Origin of the sequence: Amycolatopsis sp. NPDC059235 (assembly GCF_042754125.1) — a bacterium.
GTDB classification, from domain to species: Bacteria; Actinomycetota; Actinomycetes; order Mycobacteriales; family Pseudonocardiaceae; genus Amycolatopsis; species Amycolatopsis albidoflava.
On record NZ_JBHZAG010000066.1, the window covers coordinates 21,987 to 42,726 of the forward strand.

General features: G+C 69.5%; 17 protein-coding genes. 6 read left to right on the forward strand and 11 right to left on the reverse strand.

What is annotated here, in order from left to right:
• Positions 1-3 precede the first annotated feature (3 nt).
• The 5 genes from ACFXI3_RS33270 to ACFXI3_RS33290 form a co-directional block, all read right to left on the reverse strand.
• On the reverse strand, positions 4-435 hold the full coding sequence (locus tag ACFXI3_RS33270) for a roadblock/LC7 domain-containing protein (RefSeq protein WP_009083953.1): 432 nt from the start codon (positions 433-435) through the stop codon (positions 4-6).
• Between the two features lie 453 nt (positions 436-888).
• Positions 889-1,494, reverse strand: coding sequence for an ATP/GTP-binding protein (locus tag ACFXI3_RS33275; protein WP_116204130.1), 606 nt, complete (start codon positions 1,492-1,494; stop codon positions 889-891).
• Entirely contained in the window at positions 1,475-2,242 is a 768-nt protein-coding gene (locus tag ACFXI3_RS33280; RefSeq protein ID WP_116204131.1) for a DUF742 domain-containing protein, read from the reverse strand. The genes ACFXI3_RS33275 and ACFXI3_RS33280 overlap by 20 nt, the downstream gene beginning before the upstream one ends.
• Positions 2,243-2,269: 27 nt before the next feature.
• Complete coding sequence (locus ACFXI3_RS33285) at positions 2,270-2,746, reverse strand: roadblock/LC7 domain-containing protein (protein WP_369871052.1); 477 nt, start codon at positions 2,744-2,746, stop codon at positions 2,270-2,272.
• Complete coding sequence (locus ACFXI3_RS33290) at positions 2,743-5,835, reverse strand: nitrate- and nitrite sensing domain-containing protein (RefSeq protein ID WP_378404943.1); 3,093 nt, start codon at positions 5,833-5,835, stop codon at positions 2,743-2,745. Before ACFXI3_RS33290 ends, ACFXI3_RS33285 begins: the two co-directional genes overlap by 4 nt.
• A gap of 699 nt (positions 5,836-6,534) precedes the next feature.
• Here ACFXI3_RS33290 and ACFXI3_RS33295 point away from each other — a divergent pair.
• The 4 genes from ACFXI3_RS33295 to ACFXI3_RS33310 are packed head-to-tail and all read left to right on the forward strand — an operon-like array spanning position 6,535 to position 9,960.
• A complete protein-coding gene (locus ACFXI3_RS33295; protein WP_344266653.1) occupies positions 6,535-7,497 on the forward strand; it encodes an ABC transporter substrate-binding protein in 963 nt (320 codons plus the stop codon).
• Position 7,498: 1 nt separating this feature from the next.
• Positions 7,499-8,266, forward strand: a complete 768-nt coding sequence (locus tag ACFXI3_RS33300) for an ABC transporter permease (RefSeq protein WP_344264904.1) — start codon at positions 7,499-7,501, stop codon at positions 8,264-8,266.
• Positions 8,263-9,087: an ABC transporter permease gene (locus ACFXI3_RS33305; protein ID WP_378404945.1), complete on the forward strand. Its 825-nt coding sequence runs from the start codon at positions 8,263-8,265 to the stop codon at positions 9,085-9,087. The genes ACFXI3_RS33300 and ACFXI3_RS33305 overlap by 4 nt, the downstream gene beginning before the upstream one ends.
• Before the next feature lie 15 nt (positions 9,088-9,102).
• Entirely contained in the window at positions 9,103-9,960 is an 858-nt protein-coding gene (locus ACFXI3_RS33310; RefSeq protein ID WP_344264907.1) for an ABC transporter ATP-binding protein, read from the forward strand.
• On the opposite strand, the gene ACFXI3_RS33315 is transcribed toward ACFXI3_RS33310, so the two are convergent.
• The 5 genes from ACFXI3_RS33315 to ACFXI3_RS33335 all read right to left on the reverse strand — a co-directional run bounded on the left by ACFXI3_RS33315 (position 9,961) and on the right by ACFXI3_RS33335 (position 17,235).
• Complete coding sequence (locus ACFXI3_RS33315; protein WP_378404947.1) at positions 9,961-10,431, reverse strand: hypothetical protein; 471 nt, start codon at positions 10,429-10,431, stop codon at positions 9,961-9,963. It lies immediately after the preceding gene.
• Between the two features lie 131 nt (positions 10,432-10,562).
• Positions 10,563-11,780: an acyl-CoA dehydrogenase family protein gene (locus ACFXI3_RS33320; protein ID WP_378404949.1), complete on the reverse strand. Its 1,218-nt coding sequence runs from the start codon at positions 11,778-11,780 to the stop codon at positions 10,563-10,565.
• A gap of 123 nt (positions 11,781-11,903) precedes the next feature.
• Positions 11,904-13,544: a protease pro-enzyme activation domain-containing protein gene (locus ACFXI3_RS33325; RefSeq protein ID WP_378404951.1), complete on the reverse strand. Its 1,641-nt coding sequence runs from the start codon at positions 13,542-13,544 to the stop codon at positions 11,904-11,906.
• 325 nt (positions 13,545-13,869) lie between these two features.
• On the reverse strand, positions 13,870-14,547 hold the full coding sequence (locus ACFXI3_RS33330; RefSeq protein ID WP_344264919.1) for a copper homeostasis protein CutC: 678 nt from the start codon (positions 14,545-14,547) through the stop codon (positions 13,870-13,872).
• Positions 14,548-14,550: 3 nt separating this feature from the next.
• Entirely contained in the window at positions 14,551-17,235 is a 2,685-nt protein-coding gene (locus ACFXI3_RS33335) for a nitrate- and nitrite sensing domain-containing protein (protein WP_378404954.1), read from the reverse strand.
• 259 nt (positions 17,236-17,494) lie between these two features.
• Between ACFXI3_RS33335 and ACFXI3_RS33340 the strand changes: the two genes are divergently transcribed.
• The gene (locus tag ACFXI3_RS33340) at positions 17,495-18,391 is read left to right on the forward strand and encodes an ABC transporter substrate-binding protein (RefSeq protein WP_344264925.1); all 897 of its coding nucleotides are present in this window, start codon (positions 17,495-17,497) and stop codon (positions 18,389-18,391) included.
• Positions 18,392-18,394: 3 nt separating this feature from the next.
• On the opposite strand, the gene ACFXI3_RS33345 is transcribed toward ACFXI3_RS33340, so the two are convergent.
• Positions 18,395-19,015 (reverse strand): hypothetical protein, encoded by a 621-nt coding sequence (locus ACFXI3_RS33345; protein ID WP_378404956.1) that lies wholly within the window; start codon positions 19,013-19,015, stop codon positions 18,395-18,397.
• Between the two features lie 78 nt (positions 19,016-19,093).
• Here ACFXI3_RS33345 and ACFXI3_RS33350 point away from each other — a divergent pair, with 78 nt between their 5' ends.
• Positions 19,094-20,740, forward strand: a complete 1,647-nt coding sequence (locus ACFXI3_RS33350; RefSeq protein WP_344264931.1) for a DNA repair helicase XPB — start codon at positions 19,094-19,096, stop codon at positions 20,738-20,740.

The following is a 20,740-nucleotide window of genomic DNA, read 5'->3' on the forward strand; positions in this document are numbered from 1 at the left end:
CGGCTACCCCAGCACCCCGCCGCCTTGCAGCTGCGCGCGCAGCTCCGGCGTGATCTGCTCGCCGACCCGCTCGACCAGCAAGGTCATCTCGTACGCCACCGTCCCGATGTCGCACGTCGGCGCGGCGAGCACCGCGAGACAAGACCCGTCCGAGACCGACATCAGGAACAGGTACCCGCGTTCCATCTCGACCACGGTCTGGTTCACGCCGCCGGCCTCGAAGCACCGCGCCGCGCCCTGGGTCAGGCTGATCAGCCCGGACGCCACCGCCGAGAGCTGCTCGGCGCGCTCCTGCGGCAAACCTTCCGAAGGCGCGAGCATCAGTCCGTCCGCCGACACCAGCACCGCGTGCGCCGCACCCGGGACCCGGCGCACGAAATCCGAGATCAGCCAGCTGAACGTGCCCTGGTCCGCTGGCCGGTCGGAATCGGTCACTGCCCCTCCAAGCTCCTCGAACGCTGCCGGACGCCCGTTCGCCGTCTGCCGGCCATCCTCGCCCGGCCGCGGTGAAGTCGTCGTTCCAGCGTATTCACGCACCCGGTCGTGTCGAGCGTGTGCCCGGGCACGGTACGTGTCTGCCGGATGTAACGTCGCGCGAACGCATGCACAACCACGCATTCGCGGGTCACTCGGTGGTGGCGGCGGCCACCGTGCGCAGCGGGATGTCCGTGCAGGTCACCGCCGGTCCGGCTCCCCGATCAGGGGCGGCCGGCCTCGGCCGCGAGGGGACAGGACTACTCAGCCTGCCCCGCTCGGAGGCACCACTCCCCGAAGCGGGTGAAGCGCGCGGAGTTCACTCCAACGGCCGCACCCGAGCCGGGGTGTAACGGGAATCTGGGAGTCGGCGTACGCCTCCTTCGCAGACGGCGGCGGGGACCGCGGACGGGACTAGCCCGCCCGCAAAGCCGTGTCGTGCGCGATCGCGTGCTGCACGACGGAGATCAGCACCTGCTTCGCCGACTCCCGCTCCCGCGCGTCGCACGCCATGATCGGCACCGACGGCGAGATGGTGAGCGCGTGCCGCACGTCCTCGATCTGGTGGTGCAGCAGCCGGTCGAAGCAGTTGATCGCCACGACGTAAGGCAGCTTCCGGTTCTCGAAGAAGTCGATGGACGGGAACGCGTCCGCGAGCCGCCGCGTGTCCACGAGCACCACCGCGCCGATCGCGCCGACGGCGAGGTCGTCCCACATGAACCAGAACCGGTGCTGGCCCGGCGTGCCGAACACGTACAGCACCAGGTCGGAGTCGAGCGAGATCCGGCCGAAGTCCATCGCCACCGTGGTCGTCGACTTGTTCGGCGTCGCCGACACGTCGTCGTGGCCCACGCTGGCCTCGGTCATCATGGCCTCGGTGGTCAGCGGGTCGATCTCGGAGATCGCCCCGACCATAGTCGTCTTGCCCGAACCGAACCCACCCGCGACCACGATCTTGGCCGACGAGGTCGGACCCGTATGCGGTGTGTTCGCGTCGGAGTCAAATTCTCCGAAGCCCACTGAGCACCCTTTCCATGAACTCGATACTGGGGCGGTCGCCCGAATTCGTGCTGCTGCTCGTGTGCACGAGCACCAGGCCGAGGCCCGCCACGTCACCAATCAGCACTCGCACCACGCCGAGCGGCAGCCGCAGCAGCGCGGCCACCTCGGCGACCGACCGGGTGTCGAGGCACAGGTCGCAGATGGACCGGTGCTCCGGCACGCGGACGCGGTCAAGCACCCGGCCCTGCTCGCTCGTCGAGACCAGGGCCTCGATCGCGAGGTCGTAGGTCGGCTTCGTGCGCCCTCGGGTGCGGAAGTAAGGCCGGACCAGCCCGGAGGTCTCCACCTCGGCGGGCTCGTCCACGTATTCGCCGGCCGCCTGCATCGGCAGCGCGGCGGCCAGCTCGTTCGACGACGGTCCCGGCGACCCGTCGCGCTCGGCGCTGAACGCGGCGAACTCGGCCGAGTCGTACAGCGGTCCGCTCGCCCCGCCGAACAGCTCCGAGCCTGGTCCGCCGAGCAGCCGCTCGCGGTACCCGGGCACCGCGGTGATGCCCGGCTGCTGCCCGGCGTTGGAATCGGTCAGCCAGTTCGGCGGTTCGCGCACCGGCTCGGAATCCGCGGCTTGGACGTCCCTCGAACGCCATTCGCGGTCGACCCGGTCCCGGAAGGACTTCCAGTCCTCCCGGCTCTGGTCCCGATCGCCCCAGCCCCCGGTGTGCTCGTCACCGAGCCGGCCATCGCCGCGCAAGCGCCCGTCGTCCACGGTTTACTCCTGTAGTCCTAGGTCCGCCTAGCGACGGACCGCAGCGCCCTGCAGTTGTGCCCGCATCTCCGGTGTCAGCTGCTGGCCGACCCGTTCGACCAGCAGAGTCATCTCGTACACCACCAAGCCGATGTCGCTCTCCGGCGAGCCCAGCACCGCGAGGCACGAGCCGTCGGACACCGACATCAGGAAGAGAAATCCGTTCGCCATCTCGACCACGGTCTGCGCGACCGGGCCGCCCTCGAACACCTTCGCCGCCCCGCGCGCGAGGCTGGTCAGCCCCGAGGCGACGGCTGCCAACTGGTCCGCCCGGTCCTTCGGCAGCCCGCGCGAAGACGCGAGCAGCAGACCGTCGGCCGAGACGACCACCGCGTGCGCCGCACCGGGCACCCGGTGGACGAAGTCCGTGATCAGCCACGCGAAGCTGCTCGCCGCGCTGCCGCCGGCCTGCCTGCCGTTCGGCTGCACCGAGCCGCCTCCCGGCTGCACTCCCGCCCGTGTCACTCTCGCTCCTCACTGCTGTCGCTCACATACCCGGCCCCGGTGACGCGAACCCCGTCGTCGTCGAGCCGGGCGTCCGGCGGCCGCTCCTTCAGTGCGTGCCTACCGGACTTGTACCCACGCTGGAAGCTTGCCATCCGGCTGCGGGCAGCCGTCGCCGAGCGGGTCATCGCACCCGTTCCGGGCATTCCGGCGGTCGCGTCGGTGAACGAGTTCTGCGCCTGCGCCGGTTCCGGCGCGTTGCCGATCGAGCCGGGGACCAGGTACGCGTTGGGCACGCGCTTGGGCAGCCCGGCGGACGTCATCTCCTCGTTCTTGGACTCGAGCAGCGACTGCGCCGCGTGCCAGCCCTCGTCGGAGACGCTGTGCCAGCTGTCGTCCTCCGGCTCGTCGGAGCCGGGGTAGAGCGGCGTCGATTCGAGCGCCGCGGGCGCGGACCGCCGCTCGGGCTCGGCGGCTGTTCTCGTCTCCTCCGGTTCGGCCGGAGCCGCGGGAGTCTCCGGAGCCGCGGAGGCCTCGGCGGCCTCCGGTTCCGGCGTCGCGGTTTGGGGCGTCGCCGCGCCGTTCTCGCCGTCCTCGCCCTCGCTGAACCAGCGCGACAGCACCGACTGGTAGATCGGCAGCCGCCGGGTGGGCACGTCGTCCTCGAGCGCGGCGGAACCGTCCGGCTCGGCGGCGGACTGCTCCTTCGGCGCTTCCGGCGCGACGTACTTCGGCTCCCGCTTCGGCAGCACCAGCGGCGGGAATTCGGTCTGGGCCAGGCTCGCGCCCTCGCCGTACGACTCGCGAGTGAGCGGCGCGAGGTCCTCCGCAGTCGGCCACGCTGGCGTTTCCGAGGCAGGCGTCGCCGGGCTGAGGAACGGACCGGCCGCGCGGTTGCCCGCGACGAGGTCGTCGAGGCTGATCGGCTGGTCGAGCGGAACGAGCCCGCCGTTCTCCGACGCACCGCCTGCCGAACCCATCGCCTCGGTCAGCTCGGCGGCCGCGGGCGGCGGCGCGAGCGGAAGCGGGTTCGGCGGTTCCGGCTCGCGGTTCAGCGGCGGCAGGCTCGGGTGCGAAACCTCGTTGCGGTTCGGCGGCGGCGGGGTGTTCCGCATCGTCGGCGAAACCATCCGGACCTGGGTGAGCAGCTCGACCGGGACCACGACGCGGGCGATCACGCCGCCCTCGATGTCCTCGTTCTCGCGCAGCCGCACCTCGATGCCGTGCCGCTGGGCCAGCCGGGCGACCACGTACAGACCCATCCGCCGGGTCACCGAGACGTCCAGGTCCGGCGGGTCGGCGAGGCGCTCGTTGACCTCGGCGAGCCGCTCCTCGGTCATCCCGACGCCGTGGTCGGTGACCTGGATCGCCAGCGCCTTCTTGCGCGTGATGACCGCGCGGACGGTGATCTTGGTTTCCGGTTCGGAGAAGTACGTAGCGTTGTCGAGCAGTTCCGCGAGCACGTGCACGAGGTCGTGGATCGCGAGGCCCTGCACCGCCACCTCGGGCACGATGCCGATCTCGATGCGGGCGTACTGCTCGATCTCCGACACCGCCGCGCCGATCACGTCGGCCGCGGGCACCGGCTTCGGCACCGACTTCGCGAGGCCCGCGCCCGAAAGCACCAGCAGCGATTCGCCGTTCCGGCGCAACCGGGTCGCCAGGTGGTCGAGCTCGAACAGGCTCGCGAGATGGTCCGGGTCCTGCTCGTCGGCCTCGAGCCGGTCGATCACGCCGAGCTGGCGTTCCACCAGCCGCTGCGACCGCCGGGAGAGGTTCACGAAGATGCCGTTGACGTTCTCGCGCAGCAGTGCCTGTTCGGCGGCCATCTTGACCGCCTGCTCGTGCACCACGTCGAACGAGCGCGCCACTTCGCCGATCTCGTCGCGGGTGAGGACCGGGACCGGGTCGACCGCCTTCTTCGAGGCGTTGACCGGGTCCGGGTCGTCCAGGATGGCCTGCACGGTTTCCGGCAGCCGGGTGTAGGCGACGTCCAGCGCGGTCTTCCGCAGCACCCGCAGCGGGCGCAGCATCAGGCGGGCGATGACGAGCATCAGCATCAGCGCGGCGACCAGCGCGGCGAGGACGATGACCCCGCCGACCCACGCCGAGCGGACCGCGTTGCTGGCCAGTTCGTCGGCCTGCGCCCGCAGCTGGGTCAGCAGGTTGACCTCGACCGCGCGCAGCTTGTCGGCGGCGACGGTGGAGTCCTGGCCGAGCTTGGTGCCGTCGAGGTTGAGCGGCTGGCCGCCCTGGGCGAAGGAGAAGGCCTGCGTCTGCAAACGCCGACGCTCGTCGACCTCGGGTCCGGAGTAGGTGTCGTTGTAGAGCTGGACCTGGTCGCCGGTGGCGTTGGCCAGGAAGGCGGTGATCGACGCGTCGCCGCTGGCCTCGGCGGCCCGGGTCTCGTCGATCAGGTTGCCGGGGAAGTTGTCGCGGAACGCGGCGATCTGCAGCGCGGAGTCGCCGCGGAGGATGAACTCCTTCGCCTCGCTGATCGACTGGGTGCTCGTGCCGAGGCGCAGCAGGTCGCGGTCGGTGGTCGCGGTGGAGACCTCGCGGCCGAGCTGGATCAGCGAGTCGAGGACCGAGGAATAGGTGTCGAGCACCGCGCGGTCGGAGTAGGCCGACGTGGTCATCGCCGCGCGCAGCGGGCGCAGCGCGTCGAGGCGCTGGAGGCCGTGCGCGTAGCGGTCGCTGGCCGCCTGGTCGTCGCTCTCGAGGTTGACCGCGGCGTTGCGCAGGTCGTCGACGTCGCGGTCGACCTTCGCCATCTGCGCGTCGAGGCCGGTCTGGCGCAGCGGGTCGGCCGACGAGATCCGGACCACGGCCAGCGCGCGCTCGCGCTGCAGGTCGTGCACCACCGCGGTGACCTTCTCGGCGAAGGCGACCTGGTTGGCGGTGTGGTTGAGCTCGATCGCCGACCGCACGTCGTCGACCACGCGCAGGACACCGAGGACCAGCGCGGTGATCGTGGGAATGAGGAGAATGAGCGCGAGCTTCGACCTCAGCCGCCAGTTGCCGAGCGCGAGCCAGGACCGCTGCTGCGCGGTCCCCGCGTTCTCCTGAGCGGAGGCCTCCCCTGCCCCCGCGGTGTCTTCGTTCGGCACCGCCGCACCACCGTCCGGGCCCGAGGGGCCCGTTGATTCCGAACCTGCCGTGCTCGTGGCCACTACGCGCACGCTCCCGGCAGGTAATCCGCCACCTGAGTGGTCTGGACCGCGCCCCGGACTGTTACACCCTTTCGAGTGAAAAGATCGACTTCCCGCTGCGGCTGCCCGTCGCCTCGGGCGCGGAATCGGTTCAGGTCTGGCATGACGTTCGGTCCCCGCACGTGGTCGATCTCTTGGTCCGTTCGGCCGAGGCCACCCTCCGCCGACTTGTCGCCGGCGTGTGCGGAGAGCCTTTTCGCATGTCCTGCTCTCACTACATCGGTGGTCCACACCTCACACTGCAGGAGCAGAGGGTAGCGAACGCCTGGCCGATTTGTAACCCTCCAGAAGTTGCCCGGAGAGCACCCAGGCAGCGGATCAAGGCCCTTTGGGCACCCACGGGTCGTTCACATACCCCGGCATACCAGCGGATTCGATCACCTGATCGAGTGACCAGTGCCACTTCTGAATCGTATATGAACACCCATTGTGAGTGATCGTCCTGGTTCTCTACAGTAGCCGCGTGACTCCGGACAATGAGCCACCTTCCCCCCGCGTCCATGCCAGACGCGGGCCCATTTGCTAGGAGCGACCTTGTTTGAAGAAGCGGTGAGCAGCCGGCGCGATTACGGCAGGCGCGGGTTCCTGTCGCTCGCGATGGCGGGCGGCGTGGCCTTGACTGCCAGTGGATGCGGCCTGCTGGGCGGATCGGACGATTCGGGCAGCTCGAAGGGCGGCTCCGGGGTCGAGAAGGCCAAGATCAAGGTCTCGATCATGCCGACGATCGACGTGGTGCCCTTCCACCTCGCGGTCCAGAACGGCTACTTCAAGAACGAGGGACTCGAGGTCGAAGCCGTCGACGCCGCCAGCGGTGACGCCTCGCTGCAGAAGCTGCAGGCGGGCGAGGTCGACATCGCCTACGCGAGCTACACGCCGTTCTTCATCGCCAAGAGCAAGGGTGCCGCGGACATCAAGCTCGTCGCCGACGCCTCCTCGGCCGGCCCGAAGAGCACCGAGGTCGTGGCGATGCCGAACAGCAACATCAAGAACGTGCACGACCTGGCGGGCAAGAAGATCGGGATCACCGCCACCAACACGATTTGCGACACCCTGACCAAGTCGGTCATGCGCGACAACGGCGTGAACTTCAACGACGTCAAGTGGGTCTCGCTGCGGTTCCCGGACATCGGCCCCGCGGTCAAGCGCGGCGACATCGACGCGGGCTTCCTGACCGAGCCGTTCATCACGCAGTCGGCGAAGGTCAACGGGACGGTCGAGGTCATCGACACCGCTTCCGGCGGCACGAAGGACTTCCCGACCGCGGGCTACGGCTCGCTCGGCAAGTTCACCGACGCCAACCCGAAGACCGTCGCCGCGTTCCAGCGCGCGATGCTCAAGGCCACCAAGGAAGCGTCCGACCGCTCCAAGATCGAGCCGCTGATGATCCAGTTCTCGAAGGTGGACGAGGCGACCGCGAAGCTCACCACGCTGCTCACCTTCCAGTCCACTTTGGACGCGCGGCGCATCCAGCGCGTGCCGGACCTGCTGCAGCAGTTCGGTTCCATCCAGTCGAAGATCGACGTGCAGTCGATGATCGTCCCGCAGGCGAACGCGTCCTGACGTGCGCCTCGTCCGGAACCTGACCGGCCTGCTCGGCTTCCTCCTGATCTGGGAGGCCGTCGTGCGGGCCGGTCTGATCGACCAGAACGACCTTCCCCCGCCGACCGTCGTGTTCGCCCGGATCGGCGAACTGCTCGGCGACGTCGAATTCGTCCGCGACGTGGTCGCCTCGGTGCTCGCGTGGATGATCGCGCTGCTCATCTCGATCGCCATCGCGGTGCCCGCCGGCCTGCTGCTCGGCAGCATCCCCTGGCTGCGCGACGCGACCAAGGCGATCGTCGAATTCCTCCGCCCGATCCCTTCCGTGGCACTGATTCCGCTGGTGCTGATCGTCGTCGGCGGCGGTCCGGAAGCGAAGATCACGCTCGCCGTGTACGCGGCGGTGTGGCCGATCCTCTTCAACACCATCTACGCGCTGGCCGAGATCGATCCGCTGCTGCTGGAAACCGCGCGCACGTACGGAACTCCGCGCTCGCGGGTGCTGACCTCGGTCGCGCTGCCGCACGCCGCGCCGTTCGTGTTCACCGGGATCCGGTTGTCCGCCGCGATTTCGCTGATCCTGGTGATCAGCACGGAATTCCTGGCCGGTGCGAAACTCGGCATCGGGCAGTTCGTGCTCGAGGCCAGTTCCGGGCCGGGCCGGATGGACCTGGTGCTCGCCGGAACGGTCATCGCCGGGATCCTCGGCTTCCTCGTCAACGAGGGCCTGGAACGGTTGGGCCACCGGCTGTTCCGCTGGAGCAGCGCCGTCGAAGGAGCCGCCGCGTGAGTGTGGTCGAGAAGCCGTCCACCGTGACGCGCCGGATGAGCCGCGGGATCAGCGGGTTCGCCCGCAAGTGGCTGCTGTTCGTGATTCTGGTGGTGCTGTGGGAGATCGCGACACAGCTGAGCGAGAGCGTGTTCTTCCCGCCGCCGTCGAAGATCGCCGCCGCGGCGGCGAAACTGTGGTTCTCCGGACCGGCTTCGCAGCTGTTCCTTGGCGACCCGGTGTTCGACCACATCCTGCCGAGCCTCGGCCGGGTCCTCGGCGGCTGGCTGCTGTCGGTGGTGATCGGCGTCGCGCTCGGCACCGCGCTGGGCCGCTCGCGCACCGGAATGGACTACGTGGGGCCGCTGTTCGCGTTCTTCCGCGCCATTCCGCCGCCCGCGCTGGTGCCGGTGTTCATCATCCTGTTCGGCATCGGCCCCGGCATGCAGACCGCGACGATCATTTTCGGTTCGCTGTGGCCGGTCCTGATGAACACCGTGGACGGGGTCCGCTCGGTCGACAAGGTCAAGGTGGAGACGGCGCGCGCGTTCCGCACGCCGAAGCGGTACTGGATCGGGCTGGTCGTGCTGCCCGCGGCGCTGCCGAAGATCTTCGCCGGGCTGCGGCTGTCGCTCTCCATCGCGCTGATCCTGATGGCGATCTCCGAACTGGTGGGGGCGCTCAACGGCATCGGCTACGCGCTGCTCGCCGCCCAGCGCTCGTACGACTTCGACCAGATGTGGGCGTGGATCGTGCTGCTGGGCATCCTCGGGTACGGGTTCAACGCCGCGCTGCTCGGCATCGAACGCCGGGTGCTCGGCTGGCAGCCCGGCCGGAACTAGGAAGGTTTTCCCGTTATGTCGACCATGCTCGAGGTCTCCGGCCTCAGCCACCGCTACGGCAGCGGCGAATCCGCGCACGTCGCGGTCAACGAACTGTCGTTCACGGTCGAGACCGGGCAGCTGGCGTGCATCGTCGGCCCGTCCGGCTGCGGCAAGTCCACGCTGCTGCGCGCGATCGCCGGCCTGATCCCGCCGTCCGGCGGCACGGTGAGCCTGCACGGCGACCGCGTAACCTCGGTGCCGGACGATCTCGCCGTGGTGTTCCAGGACTACAGCCGTTCCCTGTTCCCGTGGCTGTCGGTCGCGAAGAACGTGGAATTCCCGCTGCGCTGGAGCAAACTCGACAAAGCGACCCGGCGCGCCCGGGCCGCCGAAGCGCTCGAAGCGGTCGGACTGTCCGCCGCGGTCAACAAGTACCCGTGGCAGCTGTCCGGCGGCATGCAGCAGCGGGTGTCGATCGCCCGCGCGCTGGCGAGCCGTCCGGCGCTGCTGCTGATGGACGAGCCGTTCGCGTCGGTGGACGCGCAGACCCGGTTCGAGCTGGAGGACCTGCTGCGCCGGGTCCAGGTCGAACAGGGCACGACGGTTTTGCTGGTGACGCACGACATCGACGAGAGCGTGTACCTGGGCGACCGGGTGCTGGTGCTGTCGAAGTCGCCGGCCCGGATCGTGGCGGACTTGAAGGTGGACCTGCCTGCGCAGCGGGACCAGATCACTACGCGGGAGTCGGCGGAATTCGTTTCGCTGCGCGGTGAAGTGGCGCGGTTGCTGCATGGTCCGGCGGTTCAGGCGGCGGCGGATCTGGCGGAGCAGGAGGCGGCGGAGGCTGCTGCTTCCGAGGCTTCGGAGACTGTTGTTTCGGAGAAGAAGTAGTCACAGCTTCAGGAACCAGACCGAGACGTCGGCAAGGGCGTCGAGGGTGCCGGAATCTACTTGCCCGGCAACGGTTTCCGTTTCGGCGACCACCATCGCCCGACCGTCCACTCGGGACTGGAAGTGGTGGCCGGAGAATTTCACGCCGTCGAGGCCGAGCAGGGCAGCGCCAAGGGGTTTGATGTCCCCGCTGCCCTGCACCTCTTCGACCTTCTCGCAGCCCTCGGCGTCACTTTTCTTCGGAAACCCCACGCGGGCAACGGAAATCACCGCGGCATTGCCGTGTCCGTCGCCGACGGCGAAGAGGTTTCGGTCCAATGAGGTGCAGCGGTGCTCCGCGAGATACTCGCGGACGCGGTCGGTGGAGTTCAGCAGGCAGTCGATCTCGTGTTTGGCCGCCTGCTTGAGCTGTTTGAGCTTGAAGCGGCTGAAGGTCTCGTCCTTGCGACCGCGCTTCGGAACCGGGTACACAGTTCCGTCACGACGGGTCCTGAAATCTGGCTCCGCCACCTCGCTGTCCCTCCCCTGGACACCAAGACCGAAGCGGTCAAGATAGCCCCTGAGCAGCGAGAACTCACCCGGTTCCGGTCGGGTTCACCCGTTCAGCCCTTAGCCCGGGAGTCCGGTCCAGTCTCGTCCGGACCGATCTCCGGCAGCGTCCGCACCCCGAGCACGTTCGCTCCCACCAGCCTCCGCGTCGCCAGGTTTCCCATCGGCATGAACGTGCTCGCCTGCACGTCCCGCCACATGCGCTCGAACGGCAGCGCCTTCGTGTACGACATGCCGCCCAGCGCGTCGACCAGCCGCTGCATCACCTGGACCGCGTTATTCGCCGCCGTGTACTTCACCACCGCGCTGCGGGCCACGCCGTCCTGGATGTCCCCGGTGAACAGGCGGCGGCTCGTCACCTCGTCGGCCTGGCGGTAGATCAGCGCGCGCGAGCTCTCCAGCAGGATCTGGCATTCGCCGATCACGTCCTGCAGCACCGGGTCTTCCGCCTTGCCGCGCTGGATCAGCGTCTGCACGGTCCAGTCCAGCGCGCCCGCCGCGACTCCCGTGTAGACCGCCGAGAACGCGGGCATCGCCCACGCCCACACGGTTTCCAGCACCCGCGAGTCGAGGTGTTTCACCGGCAGCGAGTGCACGACCGCGGCGTCCTCGACGAACACCTTGTCCAGTTCGACGTCGTTGCTCTGGGTGCCGCGCATGCCCATGGTGTTCCACGTCTGGTGGATCGTGACGCCGGGCTGGTCCAGCGCGATCTGGCACAGCAGCAGCCGCGGGCCGCCGTCGGCGTTCTCGTAGCGGGCGGTGGTCGAGCAGTGCGTGGCGACCGCCGAGTTGGTCGCGAAGCTCTTGCGGCCGGTCAGTTCGAAGCCGCCTTCGACGCGGACCGCACGGGTCTTCGCGTCCGTCATGTCGTTGCGCAGGCCCGTTTCGCTGGTGATCGACGCCCAGACCAGTTCGCCGTCCACCGCTTTGCGCAGCAGTTGCGCCAGCCGGGGAGCCTTCGTGCGCCGCCAGACGCTCGCCCACTGTCCCAGCGGCGACAGGTGCATCGTGAACGCCAGCGCGGTCGCGCCGTCGCCCATCGCCAGCCGTTCCAGCACCGGCAGGATTTCCGGCAGCCCGGCTCCGGAGCCGCCCAGTTCCTCCGGGACCGACAGCCGCAGGAAACCCGCCTCTCGCAGGTCGTCGTAGTTCTGGTGCGGGAACGTGTTGTCCCGGTCGTGCTCGGCCGCGCGCTCGGCGAAAATGTCCGCGAGCTTGCCGGCGCGGTCGACGAGGGCCTGCTGCTTCGGCGTCAGGAGAGGCTGCACCCGGCCATCAAAACAGCGTCCCGGATCTTGGTCAATCAGCCATTGTCCGTAGCCGCTTCAGTCCACAAGACACGCGCGAGCGCCTGCCCCGGCGACCGGGACAGGCGCTCGCGACAGCCGTGCTCAGCCGATCAGTTTGGACAGTCCGGAGCCGTTGAACGAACCCCAGCCGGTCGTCTGGTCGTAGCCCTTGCCGGCGGAGAAGCCGGTGGTGCCGTTGAAGGTGTTGTTGCCGGTGGTCACGTCGTGGAAACCGGAACCGTACGAAGACCCGTTGCCGATGCTGTAGAACTTCGCGTTCAGGTTGCCGAGGCCGCCCTTGTGGACCTCGTTCTGCAGCGCCGCGAAGCCGGCCCACAGCGGGGCCGCGCCCGAGGTGCCCCACACGTTGCCGGTCTGTCCGCCGGAGATGATCGTGTACGCCGAACCCTGCGCGGCGTCACCGGCGACGTCCGGGACCTTGCGCTTGGTCGTGCTCTGCTTCGACTGCCACGACGGCGCGGCGAAGATCGTCGAGATGCCACCGCCGCCTGCCCCGCCCGAGGCGCCGTCGTTCCACGTCGTCTCGCTGCTGTAGCCGTTCGACGAGTTCACCGTCAGCTGCGTGCCGCCGACGCCGGAGACGTTCGGGCTCGACGACGGGAAGTCCACCGCCTGGGACTTGCTGCCGGTCTGGCGGGCGCAGTCGGTGGTGCCGTCGTCGCCCGCGGCGGCGAAGTAGCTGATGCCCTCGGCGGTGCCGGTCGCGAGCGCCTTGTCGACGCTGTTGGCCGCGGCCGAGCCTTCCGCCGCCTCGCAGGAGCCCCACGAGATCGAGACGACGCTGACCTTCTTGTCCGACGCGATCTTCTGGTACATCGCCAGCTCGCCGGCGTTGGAGTTCGGGGCCTCGTACACGTAGTCGTTCGCCGGGGCGGCGAGCGCGTGCACGACCTCGATGTCCAGGTCGACCTCGGTCTGGCCGTCGCCGGGGCTGGAGTCGTAGTTGGCCCCGCTGACCGAAACCGTGTTGACCGAACCGCCCTTGAGGCCGTACTTCGTGTCGTACGCGGTGATGTCGGACTTCTTGTAGCCGTCGAACTCCACGAAACCGACATTCACGCCCGCGCCGGTGGCGGTCATGCCGCTGGTGCCGTACGCGGTCTTGAGGATGGTCGGCGTGACCGGCTTGACCGTGCGCGGTGCTGCCGCCGGCTTCGCGTGGTGCTTCACCGCGTGGTTGTCGAGGCCGACGACCGAATCGACCACAGAGGACACCGAGGCAGGCAGTTCCGGCGCGGAGTCGTTCGCGTAGAACTTCCGGCCGGTGACGGTGTCGGTGTAATTGCCGAGACGCGTATGGAAGGCGGATTCCAGCTGTCCGGCAGTCGCCGAGAAGGTGATCGCCTGACGGTTTCCGGAAACCTGAATATCCTGCGCGCCGCTGCGCTTGAGGAAATTGACCGCCTGCTCGGCTTCGGCCTGCGTTGGGCCGAATGCAGCAGTGAATTGCTCCGGAGAGAGGAATCGGTGGTACTGCGGCGAGGCCGGGTCCTGCACGTCGGAAAGGAACCGGGCCAGCGCCTGCTGGTTGTGCAGCTTGAGGGACAGCGCGGCGGGAATCTGCTGCTCAGCGGCGACATCGCCGGACCGCGCGCTGGCGGCGAGCGGTGCGGCGTTGCCGGAAAGGGCGACCAGCGGGTCGGCGTTCGCGACGCCGGCCACGGACAGGCACAGCAACGCCGGCAGCGGAACCGCGGCGGCGACGAGCTTGCGCAAGCGCATGAGAATTCCTCTCGAGAGGCGGGGACCGAGCCGGCTAAATCGCGGTACCGACCCGTATCACGACCCTAAAAAACCCCTCGAACCAAAGAAACCTACTTTTGGCTGACCTTATCCGGGTTGGTTTGTTTTCCACTTGCACGATTTATGCCTGATTCACGCCGCGATGTCCCGCCGAATCCGGAAACCATCGTAGGGCGCGAGGCGGAATCCCCGGACAATCCGGACCGGTTGCGCGCACACGCGCACTGTGGTCGTCAAGCGAAGAAGGGAACCTTGCCGGAATTGGAATTCCCGGCGAGGTTCCCTTCTCGAATGGACTAGAGCGTCAGCCTTTGACGAGTTCGGCCCATTCCCGCACGGCCGCCGCGTCCACCGGAGCGTCCCAACCGGACGTTCGCACCGCGCCGCCGACGTGGAATCCGCGCACGCCGCCCGCCCGCAGCAAATGCACCTGCTGTGCCCGCAACCCGCCACCGACCAACAGGGCCGGGCCGTCGGTGCGCCGCGCCAGCTGCTGCAGCACCGACAGTCCCCTCGCGACACCGTTCGCGTGCCCGGCCGCCAGCACGGTGTCGCAGCCGAGCTCGGTCAGCACGTCGTACGCGGCGATCGGATCGCGCGAGCGGTCGATGGCGCGGTGGAACGTCCACGGCAGCCCGTCGATCTCCTTCAGCAGCGCACGGCACGCGTCGACGTCGACTTCGCCGTCCTCGGTCAGGAAGCCGAACACGAACTCCCGCGCGCCCGCGGACACCAGCCGGGCCGCCGAGGCACGCACCTCGTCGATCGCGCGGGCGTCGAAAGTGTTCTCCGCGCGCAGCATCACGCGCACCGGCAGATCAGTGGCCGCGAGCACCTCGCGCACCGTCGCCTCGCTCGGGGTGAGCCCGTCGCTGGCCATGTCGGCGACCAGTTCGAGCCGGTCCGCTCCGCCCTCCTGCGCCCGCTCCGCGTCCTGGGAGCCCAGCGCGATCACTTCCAGCAGGGCGGTGTTCGACCTCATGCCTCATCCGTTTCGATCCAGTGGCGGGGTGTCTTCCCCCCTGGCGTGCCTGCCGCGCCGGAAGCCGCCTTGCAGGCTCGTCATCCGGGCGCGCACCGCGTCGGGGGAAAGCGAGAGTATCGGCCGCCGCTCCTGCGCCGCTGCGGGGCCGCCCGCCACGTCGGCGACCCGCAGGAACGGCCAGGTGTCCTCGGCCCCGTCCTCTTGTTCCAGGTGCTCCGGCGACGGCCACTCCGGCTGTTCCGCGTGCGCGGGGGCCGGCCATTCCGGGGCCGCCTCGTCCGGGTCGTCGGTCGGAAACTCCGGCGGTGCTTCGTAAGCGTGCTTCGGCTCGGCTGCCTGGTAGTCCGGCTCGAAGGCGGGCACCTCCGGCATCGGCGCGACGACGCGCGGCTCCGGCGCCACCGGCTCCTCGGCCGGGGCCGAGAGGTCGAACCAGCGCGACAGCACGTCGCGATAAGCCGGCATCCGGTCCGTCGGCGCGTCGATCTCCAGGTGCGACCGCGCCGATTCGACCGGCCACGACGGCGCTTCCTCGACCACCGGCGCGCGTCGCAGCGGACCGGCGTCGTCGAGGGTCGGCGCGACCAGTTCGGCGGGCTCCTCCGGCTCTTCGACCGGCGTCAGCGGCGCGAGCGGGGCCAGCAGCTCCGGCTCCGGCGCGGGTTCCGGTTCGATCGGCGCGGGCGGCTGCGGCAGCGGCGGGGCTTCGGTGATCAACGCCGCCGGGACGACGACCGTCGCGGTGAGACCGCGTCCCTCGGCCGGGCTCAGGTTCACCGCGATGGCGTGCCGCTCGGCCAGCGTCGCGACCACGAACAGCCCCATCCGGCGCGACACCTCGACGTCGACCTCCGGCGGATGCGCCAGCCGCGCGTTGGTCCGGTCGATCTCCGCCTGCGGCATGCCCGCGCCGCGGTCGGTGATCTCGATCCGCCACGCCCCGTCCGGAGTCCGCGCGCTCTCGACGGTGACCGCCGCCTGCGGCCCGGAGTACCGGGTGGCGTTCTCCAGCAGCTCGGACACCACGTGCACCAGGTCGTTCACCGCTTCGCCGCGCACCGCGAGCGCCGGGGCCGGGCCGACCTCGATCCGCTGGTAATCCTCCACTTCGGACAGTGCGGCCCCGATGATCTCGTCGGCCACCACCGGTCCGCTGTCCTCGCGCACGAGATCGGTGCCGGACAGCACCAGCAGGTTCTCGCTGTTGCGCCGCATCCGGGTGGCGAGGTGATCCAGTTCGAACAACCCGCCGAGGGTGTCCGGGTCCTGCTCGCCCGCCTCCATCCGGTCGAGCACGGACAGCTGCCGCTCCACCAGGTCCTGGCTGCGCTGCGACAGGTTGACGAACATCGCGTTGACGTTCTCGCGCAGCATCGCCTGCTCGGCGGCCAGCCGGACCGCCTCGCCGTGCACCGCGTCGAACGCGCGCGCGACCTGGCCGACTTCCTCGCGGGTGAAGATCGGCACCGGCGCGACCGCCGCCCGGTGCCGCAGGTTTTCGGGCGCCGGATCCGGCTCGGTGAGTAGCCGCTGCACGGCCTCGGGCAGCCGGTGGTCGGCGACCTCCAGCGCGGTGCGGCGCAGGATCCGCAACGGCCGCAGCAACGAGCGCGCGATCACCACCGACAGGACACCGGCGACCAACAGGACACCGATGACGATTCCGCCGTCCCAGATCGTCGACGCGCGGGCGCTGGCGGCTCGGGCGTCCGTTTTCTCCTGGAGCTGGACAAGCAGCGCCTGCTGGACCTGGTGGGCGAGATTGACCGTGTACGTCGACGCGGTGTCCCACTGGTTCGCGTCCAGGCCGGACAGCGACTGGTTGTTCTCCGTCCGCGTGAGCGCCGACTCGACCATGTCGTTGCCGATGTCGACGACGATGCCGATCACCGTGTCCGAGTACATCCGCTGCTCGTCCGGAGTGGCGAAGGTGCGGTAGTCGCTGCGCGCGGCGGCCAGTTCGGCTTCCGCGCCGAGCAACGCGCGCGTCCGGTCCCGGTTGAGCGTGCCCTGCGCGATCGCCTCGGACATGACCGCGCGCTTGACCGACATCTGGTCCTTGATCCGCGCGAGCGCGTTCCCGGCCAGCCGCAGCCGCGCGAGATCGGGTTCGGTGACGTCGGCCGCGGCGGTGTCACTGATGTCGAGGAGGCCGGAGATCAGCTCGCTGTAGGAGCGCAGCACCGCGTCGGCCGGATACGCCGAGTGTTCGGCCGAGTACCGAAGGCCGCCCAGCACTCGCAGCCGGTCGTCGCTCTGCTGCAGGTCGCCCGCCGCGGCATCGTCGAGCCGCGATTTGCTGTCGGCAAGCGACCGCTCGAACGCGCCGATCGCCAGGTCGACTCGGGTGCGCTGGCCGACGAGGACGTCGGTGGCCCCCTTCCGGTCGCCCGCGACGAACCGGACCGTGACGTCGCGTTCCCGCTGCAGCTGGTGCACGACCTCGGCGACCGTCGTGTCGACGCGGCAGCGGGCGGCGAACTCGGCGAGCTGGCGGGCGTCGCGCAGGTCGCTGTTGACCCGCAGGCCGACCAGCACGACCACGGCGAGCGCGGGGATCAGCAGGACGACGAAGAGCTTGGTGCGCAGCCGCCAGTTCCGCAGCCGCCACCGGCCGCCGACCGGGCGCGAGGCAGCCGGATCCGTCGCGTCACCCGAACGGGGACGGTCGTCGCGACGGGTCACCTGTGCTTCCTTTTCCGCCGCGGGAACCTCTGCCCACGGACGTCCTCGGGCTCCGGCCGAAAACTACCAAGCGGTAGCTTCCAGCGAAAAGATCGGGAAGCCACCCTGGCGGGGGCACGGCCCTGCGGGCGATCGTATGGGCAGCGGCCCATACGATCCAGCACGAGGCAGAGATTCTCCCGGCAGGGGATGGCGAGTGAAAGCGACCGGTCTGAGGTTTGCGCTGGTGGCGACGTTGTTCGCACTCGGCGGTTGTTCCATGTTCGGATCCAGTGACGCCGGACAAGCGCAACCGCCGGAACGCGCGACGCTGCGGGTCGGCGTCGCGAGCCCGATCGACACCGCCCCGCTGCGGATCGCCGTCGCGGCCGGAAAGTTCCGCCAGGCCGGGCTGAACGTCCAACTGGTGGAACTCGGCGACAGCGACGGCGTCGAAAAACTGAAAGCCGGACAGGTCGATGTGACATTCGGCAGCGACGTGTCCCTGTTCCGCGCCGCGGGATCGGGTACCGCACTGCAATTGCAAGGCGAGGCGTACACCTTCGGCCGCACAACTATCGCGCTCGTCACGTTGCCCGGGTCCGACTACACCGAACCGACCGCGAAGAAGTCGCCGACGATCGCCGTCGACTCCCCCGACGACATCGGCGCGCTCACCGCGCGGGCAGTCCTCGGCACGGCGGGCGTCGACAAATCGAAGATCCAATTCGTGGCCCGGCCGTTCGGGCAGATGCCCGCCGCGCTGCAGTCCGGGGACGCGGACGCGGCGCTGATGGTCGAGCCGTACATCACCCGCGCGGAGAAGGAGCTGGGCGCGCAGGTCCTCGCGGACGGCTCGACCGGCGCGACCCTCGACTTCCCGGCGTCGGGCTACGCGGCGACCGGCCAGTTCGCCGCCGCGAACCCGCGCACGCTGACGGCGTTCCGGAACGTCCTCACCCAGGCCCAGCTCGCCGCGTCCGATTCGGCGAAGATCCGCGACGCGCTGCCGTCGTTCTCCGACATCGACCAGACCACCGCCGCGCTGATCTCGCTCGGCAGCTACCCGACCACGCTGTCGGCGACCCGGCTGCAGCGCGTGGCCGACCTCATGCACAGCTCCGGGCAGTTGGCCAACCGGCTGGACGTGGCGGCGATGCTGCCGAACGCCTTGTAAGCGTCAGATGCTCGCCCCGGTCGGCTGCAGGCAGATCGTGCGCACCGGCGGCCCCGAGTAGACCAGCGACAAGTCCTTGTCACCGCAGCTCGACGCCGACTTCGCGCCGTCGTGCACGACCGCGCGCGCTTCCGCCTTGGGGTCGTCGCAGGCGACCTTGCCGACCTTCGATTCGTCCGAAACGTCGCGCACGCATTCGCCGGACGCGACGTTCAGCGCGAGGCACAGCGTCTGGGTCGGCCTGCCGCTGGTGCGGGACGACGACGAGTACAGCTCGAACCGCACGTAGTCCTCGCCGCGGCAGGAAGCCCGGCCCTTGACGACGGTGTCGACGCGGTAGGTGGCGGCCTGCGACGAACAGTCCGCGCCGGTGTAGGTCTGCGTCTCCGAGCCAAACGACGAGAGGTAGAGGCAACTGCCCGCGACCGGCGGTCCTGCCGAACGCGCGATCGCGGCGAACCCGAACGCGCCGAGCGTCCCGAGCCCGAGCGCCACGACGACGAGCCCGGCGAAGAGCGCCTTCTGCTTGCCCGACACCCGTTTCGGGCCGCCCTGGACCGGCAGCCGCGGGGGCGCCTGGTACGGGTTCGCGGCCGGCGGCACGCCGAACGGTGGTGTGGTCACTGGGTCCCCTCCCGCGGCTTCGTCCCGTCATCTTGGCATCCCCGGGCCGCGGTCCGGGAGGGAACGTATAAAGGAGAGGTGACTGATGGCCCCCTGATCGTCCAGTCCGACAAAACCGTGCTGCTCGAGGTCGACAATCCGCGTGCCGGCGACGCGCGGATCGCCATCGCGCCGTTCGCCGAACTGGAACGAGCGCCCGAGCACGTGCACACCTACCGGATCACGCCGCTCGCGTTGTGGAACGCGCGCGCCGCCGGGCACGACGCGGAACAGGTGGTGGACGCGCTCACCACCTATTCGCGCTTCCCGGTGCCGCAGCCGCTCTTGATCGACGTCGTGGACGTGATGGGCCGGTTCGGGCGGCTGCAGATCGCCAACCACCCCGCGCACGGCCTCGTGATGACCACGACCGACCGCGCGGTGCTGGAAGAGGTCTCGCGCAACAAGAAGATCAGCCCGATGCTGGGCTCGCGGATCGACGACGACACGGTGATCGTGCACCCGTCCGAACGCGGCCGGCTCAAGCAGGCGCTGCTGAAGGTCGGCTGGCCCGCCGAGGACCTCGCCGGGTACGTGGACGGCGAAGCGCACCCGATCGACCTCGCCGAGGAAGACTGGCACCTGCGCGACTACCAGCGACAGGCGGCGGAAGCGTTCTGGGCGGGCGGTTCCGGCGTGGTCGTGCTGCCGTGCGGCGCGGGCAAGACACTGGTCGGCGCGGCCGCGATGGCGCACGCCAAGGCGACCACGCTGATCCTGGTCACCAACACCGTCGCCGGGCGGCAGTGGAAGCGCGAACTGGTCGCGCGCACGTCGCTCACCGAGGACGAGATCGGCGAGTACTCCGGGGAGAAGAAGGAGATCCGGCCGGTCACCATCGCGACGTACCAGGTGGTCACGCGCAAGACCAAGGGCGAGTACCGCCACCTCGACCTGTTCGATTCGCGCGACTGGGGCCTGGTCGTCTACGACGAGGTGCACCTGCTGCCCGCGCCGGTGTTCCGGATGACCGCGGACCTGCAGTCGCGGCGCCGCCTCGGGCTGACCGCCACGCTGGTGCGCGAGGACGGCCGCGAGGGCGACGTGTTCTCGCTGATCGGCCCGAAGCGGTATGACGTGCCCTGGCGCGACATCGAGGCGCAGGGCTGGATCGCGCCCGCGGAATGCACCGAGGTGCGGGTGACCCTGACCGAGTCCGAACGGCTGCAGTACGCCACCGCGGACGCCGACGAGCGGTACAAGCTCGCGGCCACGGCGATGACGAAGATCCCGGTGATCCGGTCCATTGTGGACAAACATGCGGGCGAGCCGACCCTGGTGATCGGCGCGTACCTCGACCAGTTGGAAATGCTGGGCGCGGAGCTGGAAGCCCCGGTGATCCAGGGCGCGACGCGGAACAAGGAGCGCGAGGAACTGTTCGACAAGTTCCGCCGCGGCGAACTGCGCACCCTGGTGGTGTCGAAGGTGGCGAACTTCTCGATCGACCTGCCGGAAGCGTCGGTGGCGATCCAGGTGTCGGGCACGTTCGGCTCGCGGCAGGAAGAAGCGCAACGCCTCGGCCGGCTGCTGCGTCCGAAGGGCGACGGACGGCAGGCGCACTTCTATTCGATCGTCTCGCGGGACACAGTGGACACTGAGTACGCGGCCCACCGGCAGCGATTCCTCGCCGAGCAGGGATATGCGTACCACATCGTCGACGCGGAGGATTTGCGCCGACCGCTGTGA

Bases quoted from the DNA above. Each gene is read 5' to 3' on its own strand.
- ACFXI3_RS33310 (WP_344264907.1), top strand. From the start codon at position 9,103: ATGTCGACCATGCTCGAGGTCTCCGGCCTCAGCCACCGCTACGGCAGC.
- ACFXI3_RS33325 (WP_378404951.1), bottom strand. From the start codon at position 13,544: ATGCGCTTGCGCAAGCTCGTCGCCGCCGCGGTTCCGCTGCCGGCGTTG.
- ACFXI3_RS33330 (WP_344264919.1), bottom strand. From the start codon at position 14,547: ATGAGGTCGAACACCGCCCTGCTGGAAGTGATCGCGCTGGGCTCCCAG.
- ACFXI3_RS33295 (WP_344266653.1), top strand. From the start codon at position 6,535: ATGGCGGGCGGCGTGGCCTTGACTGCCAGTGGATGCGGCCTGCTGGGC.
- ACFXI3_RS33340 (WP_344264925.1), top strand. From the start codon at position 17,495: ATGTTCGGATCCAGTGACGCCGGACAAGCGCAACCGCCGGAACGCGCG.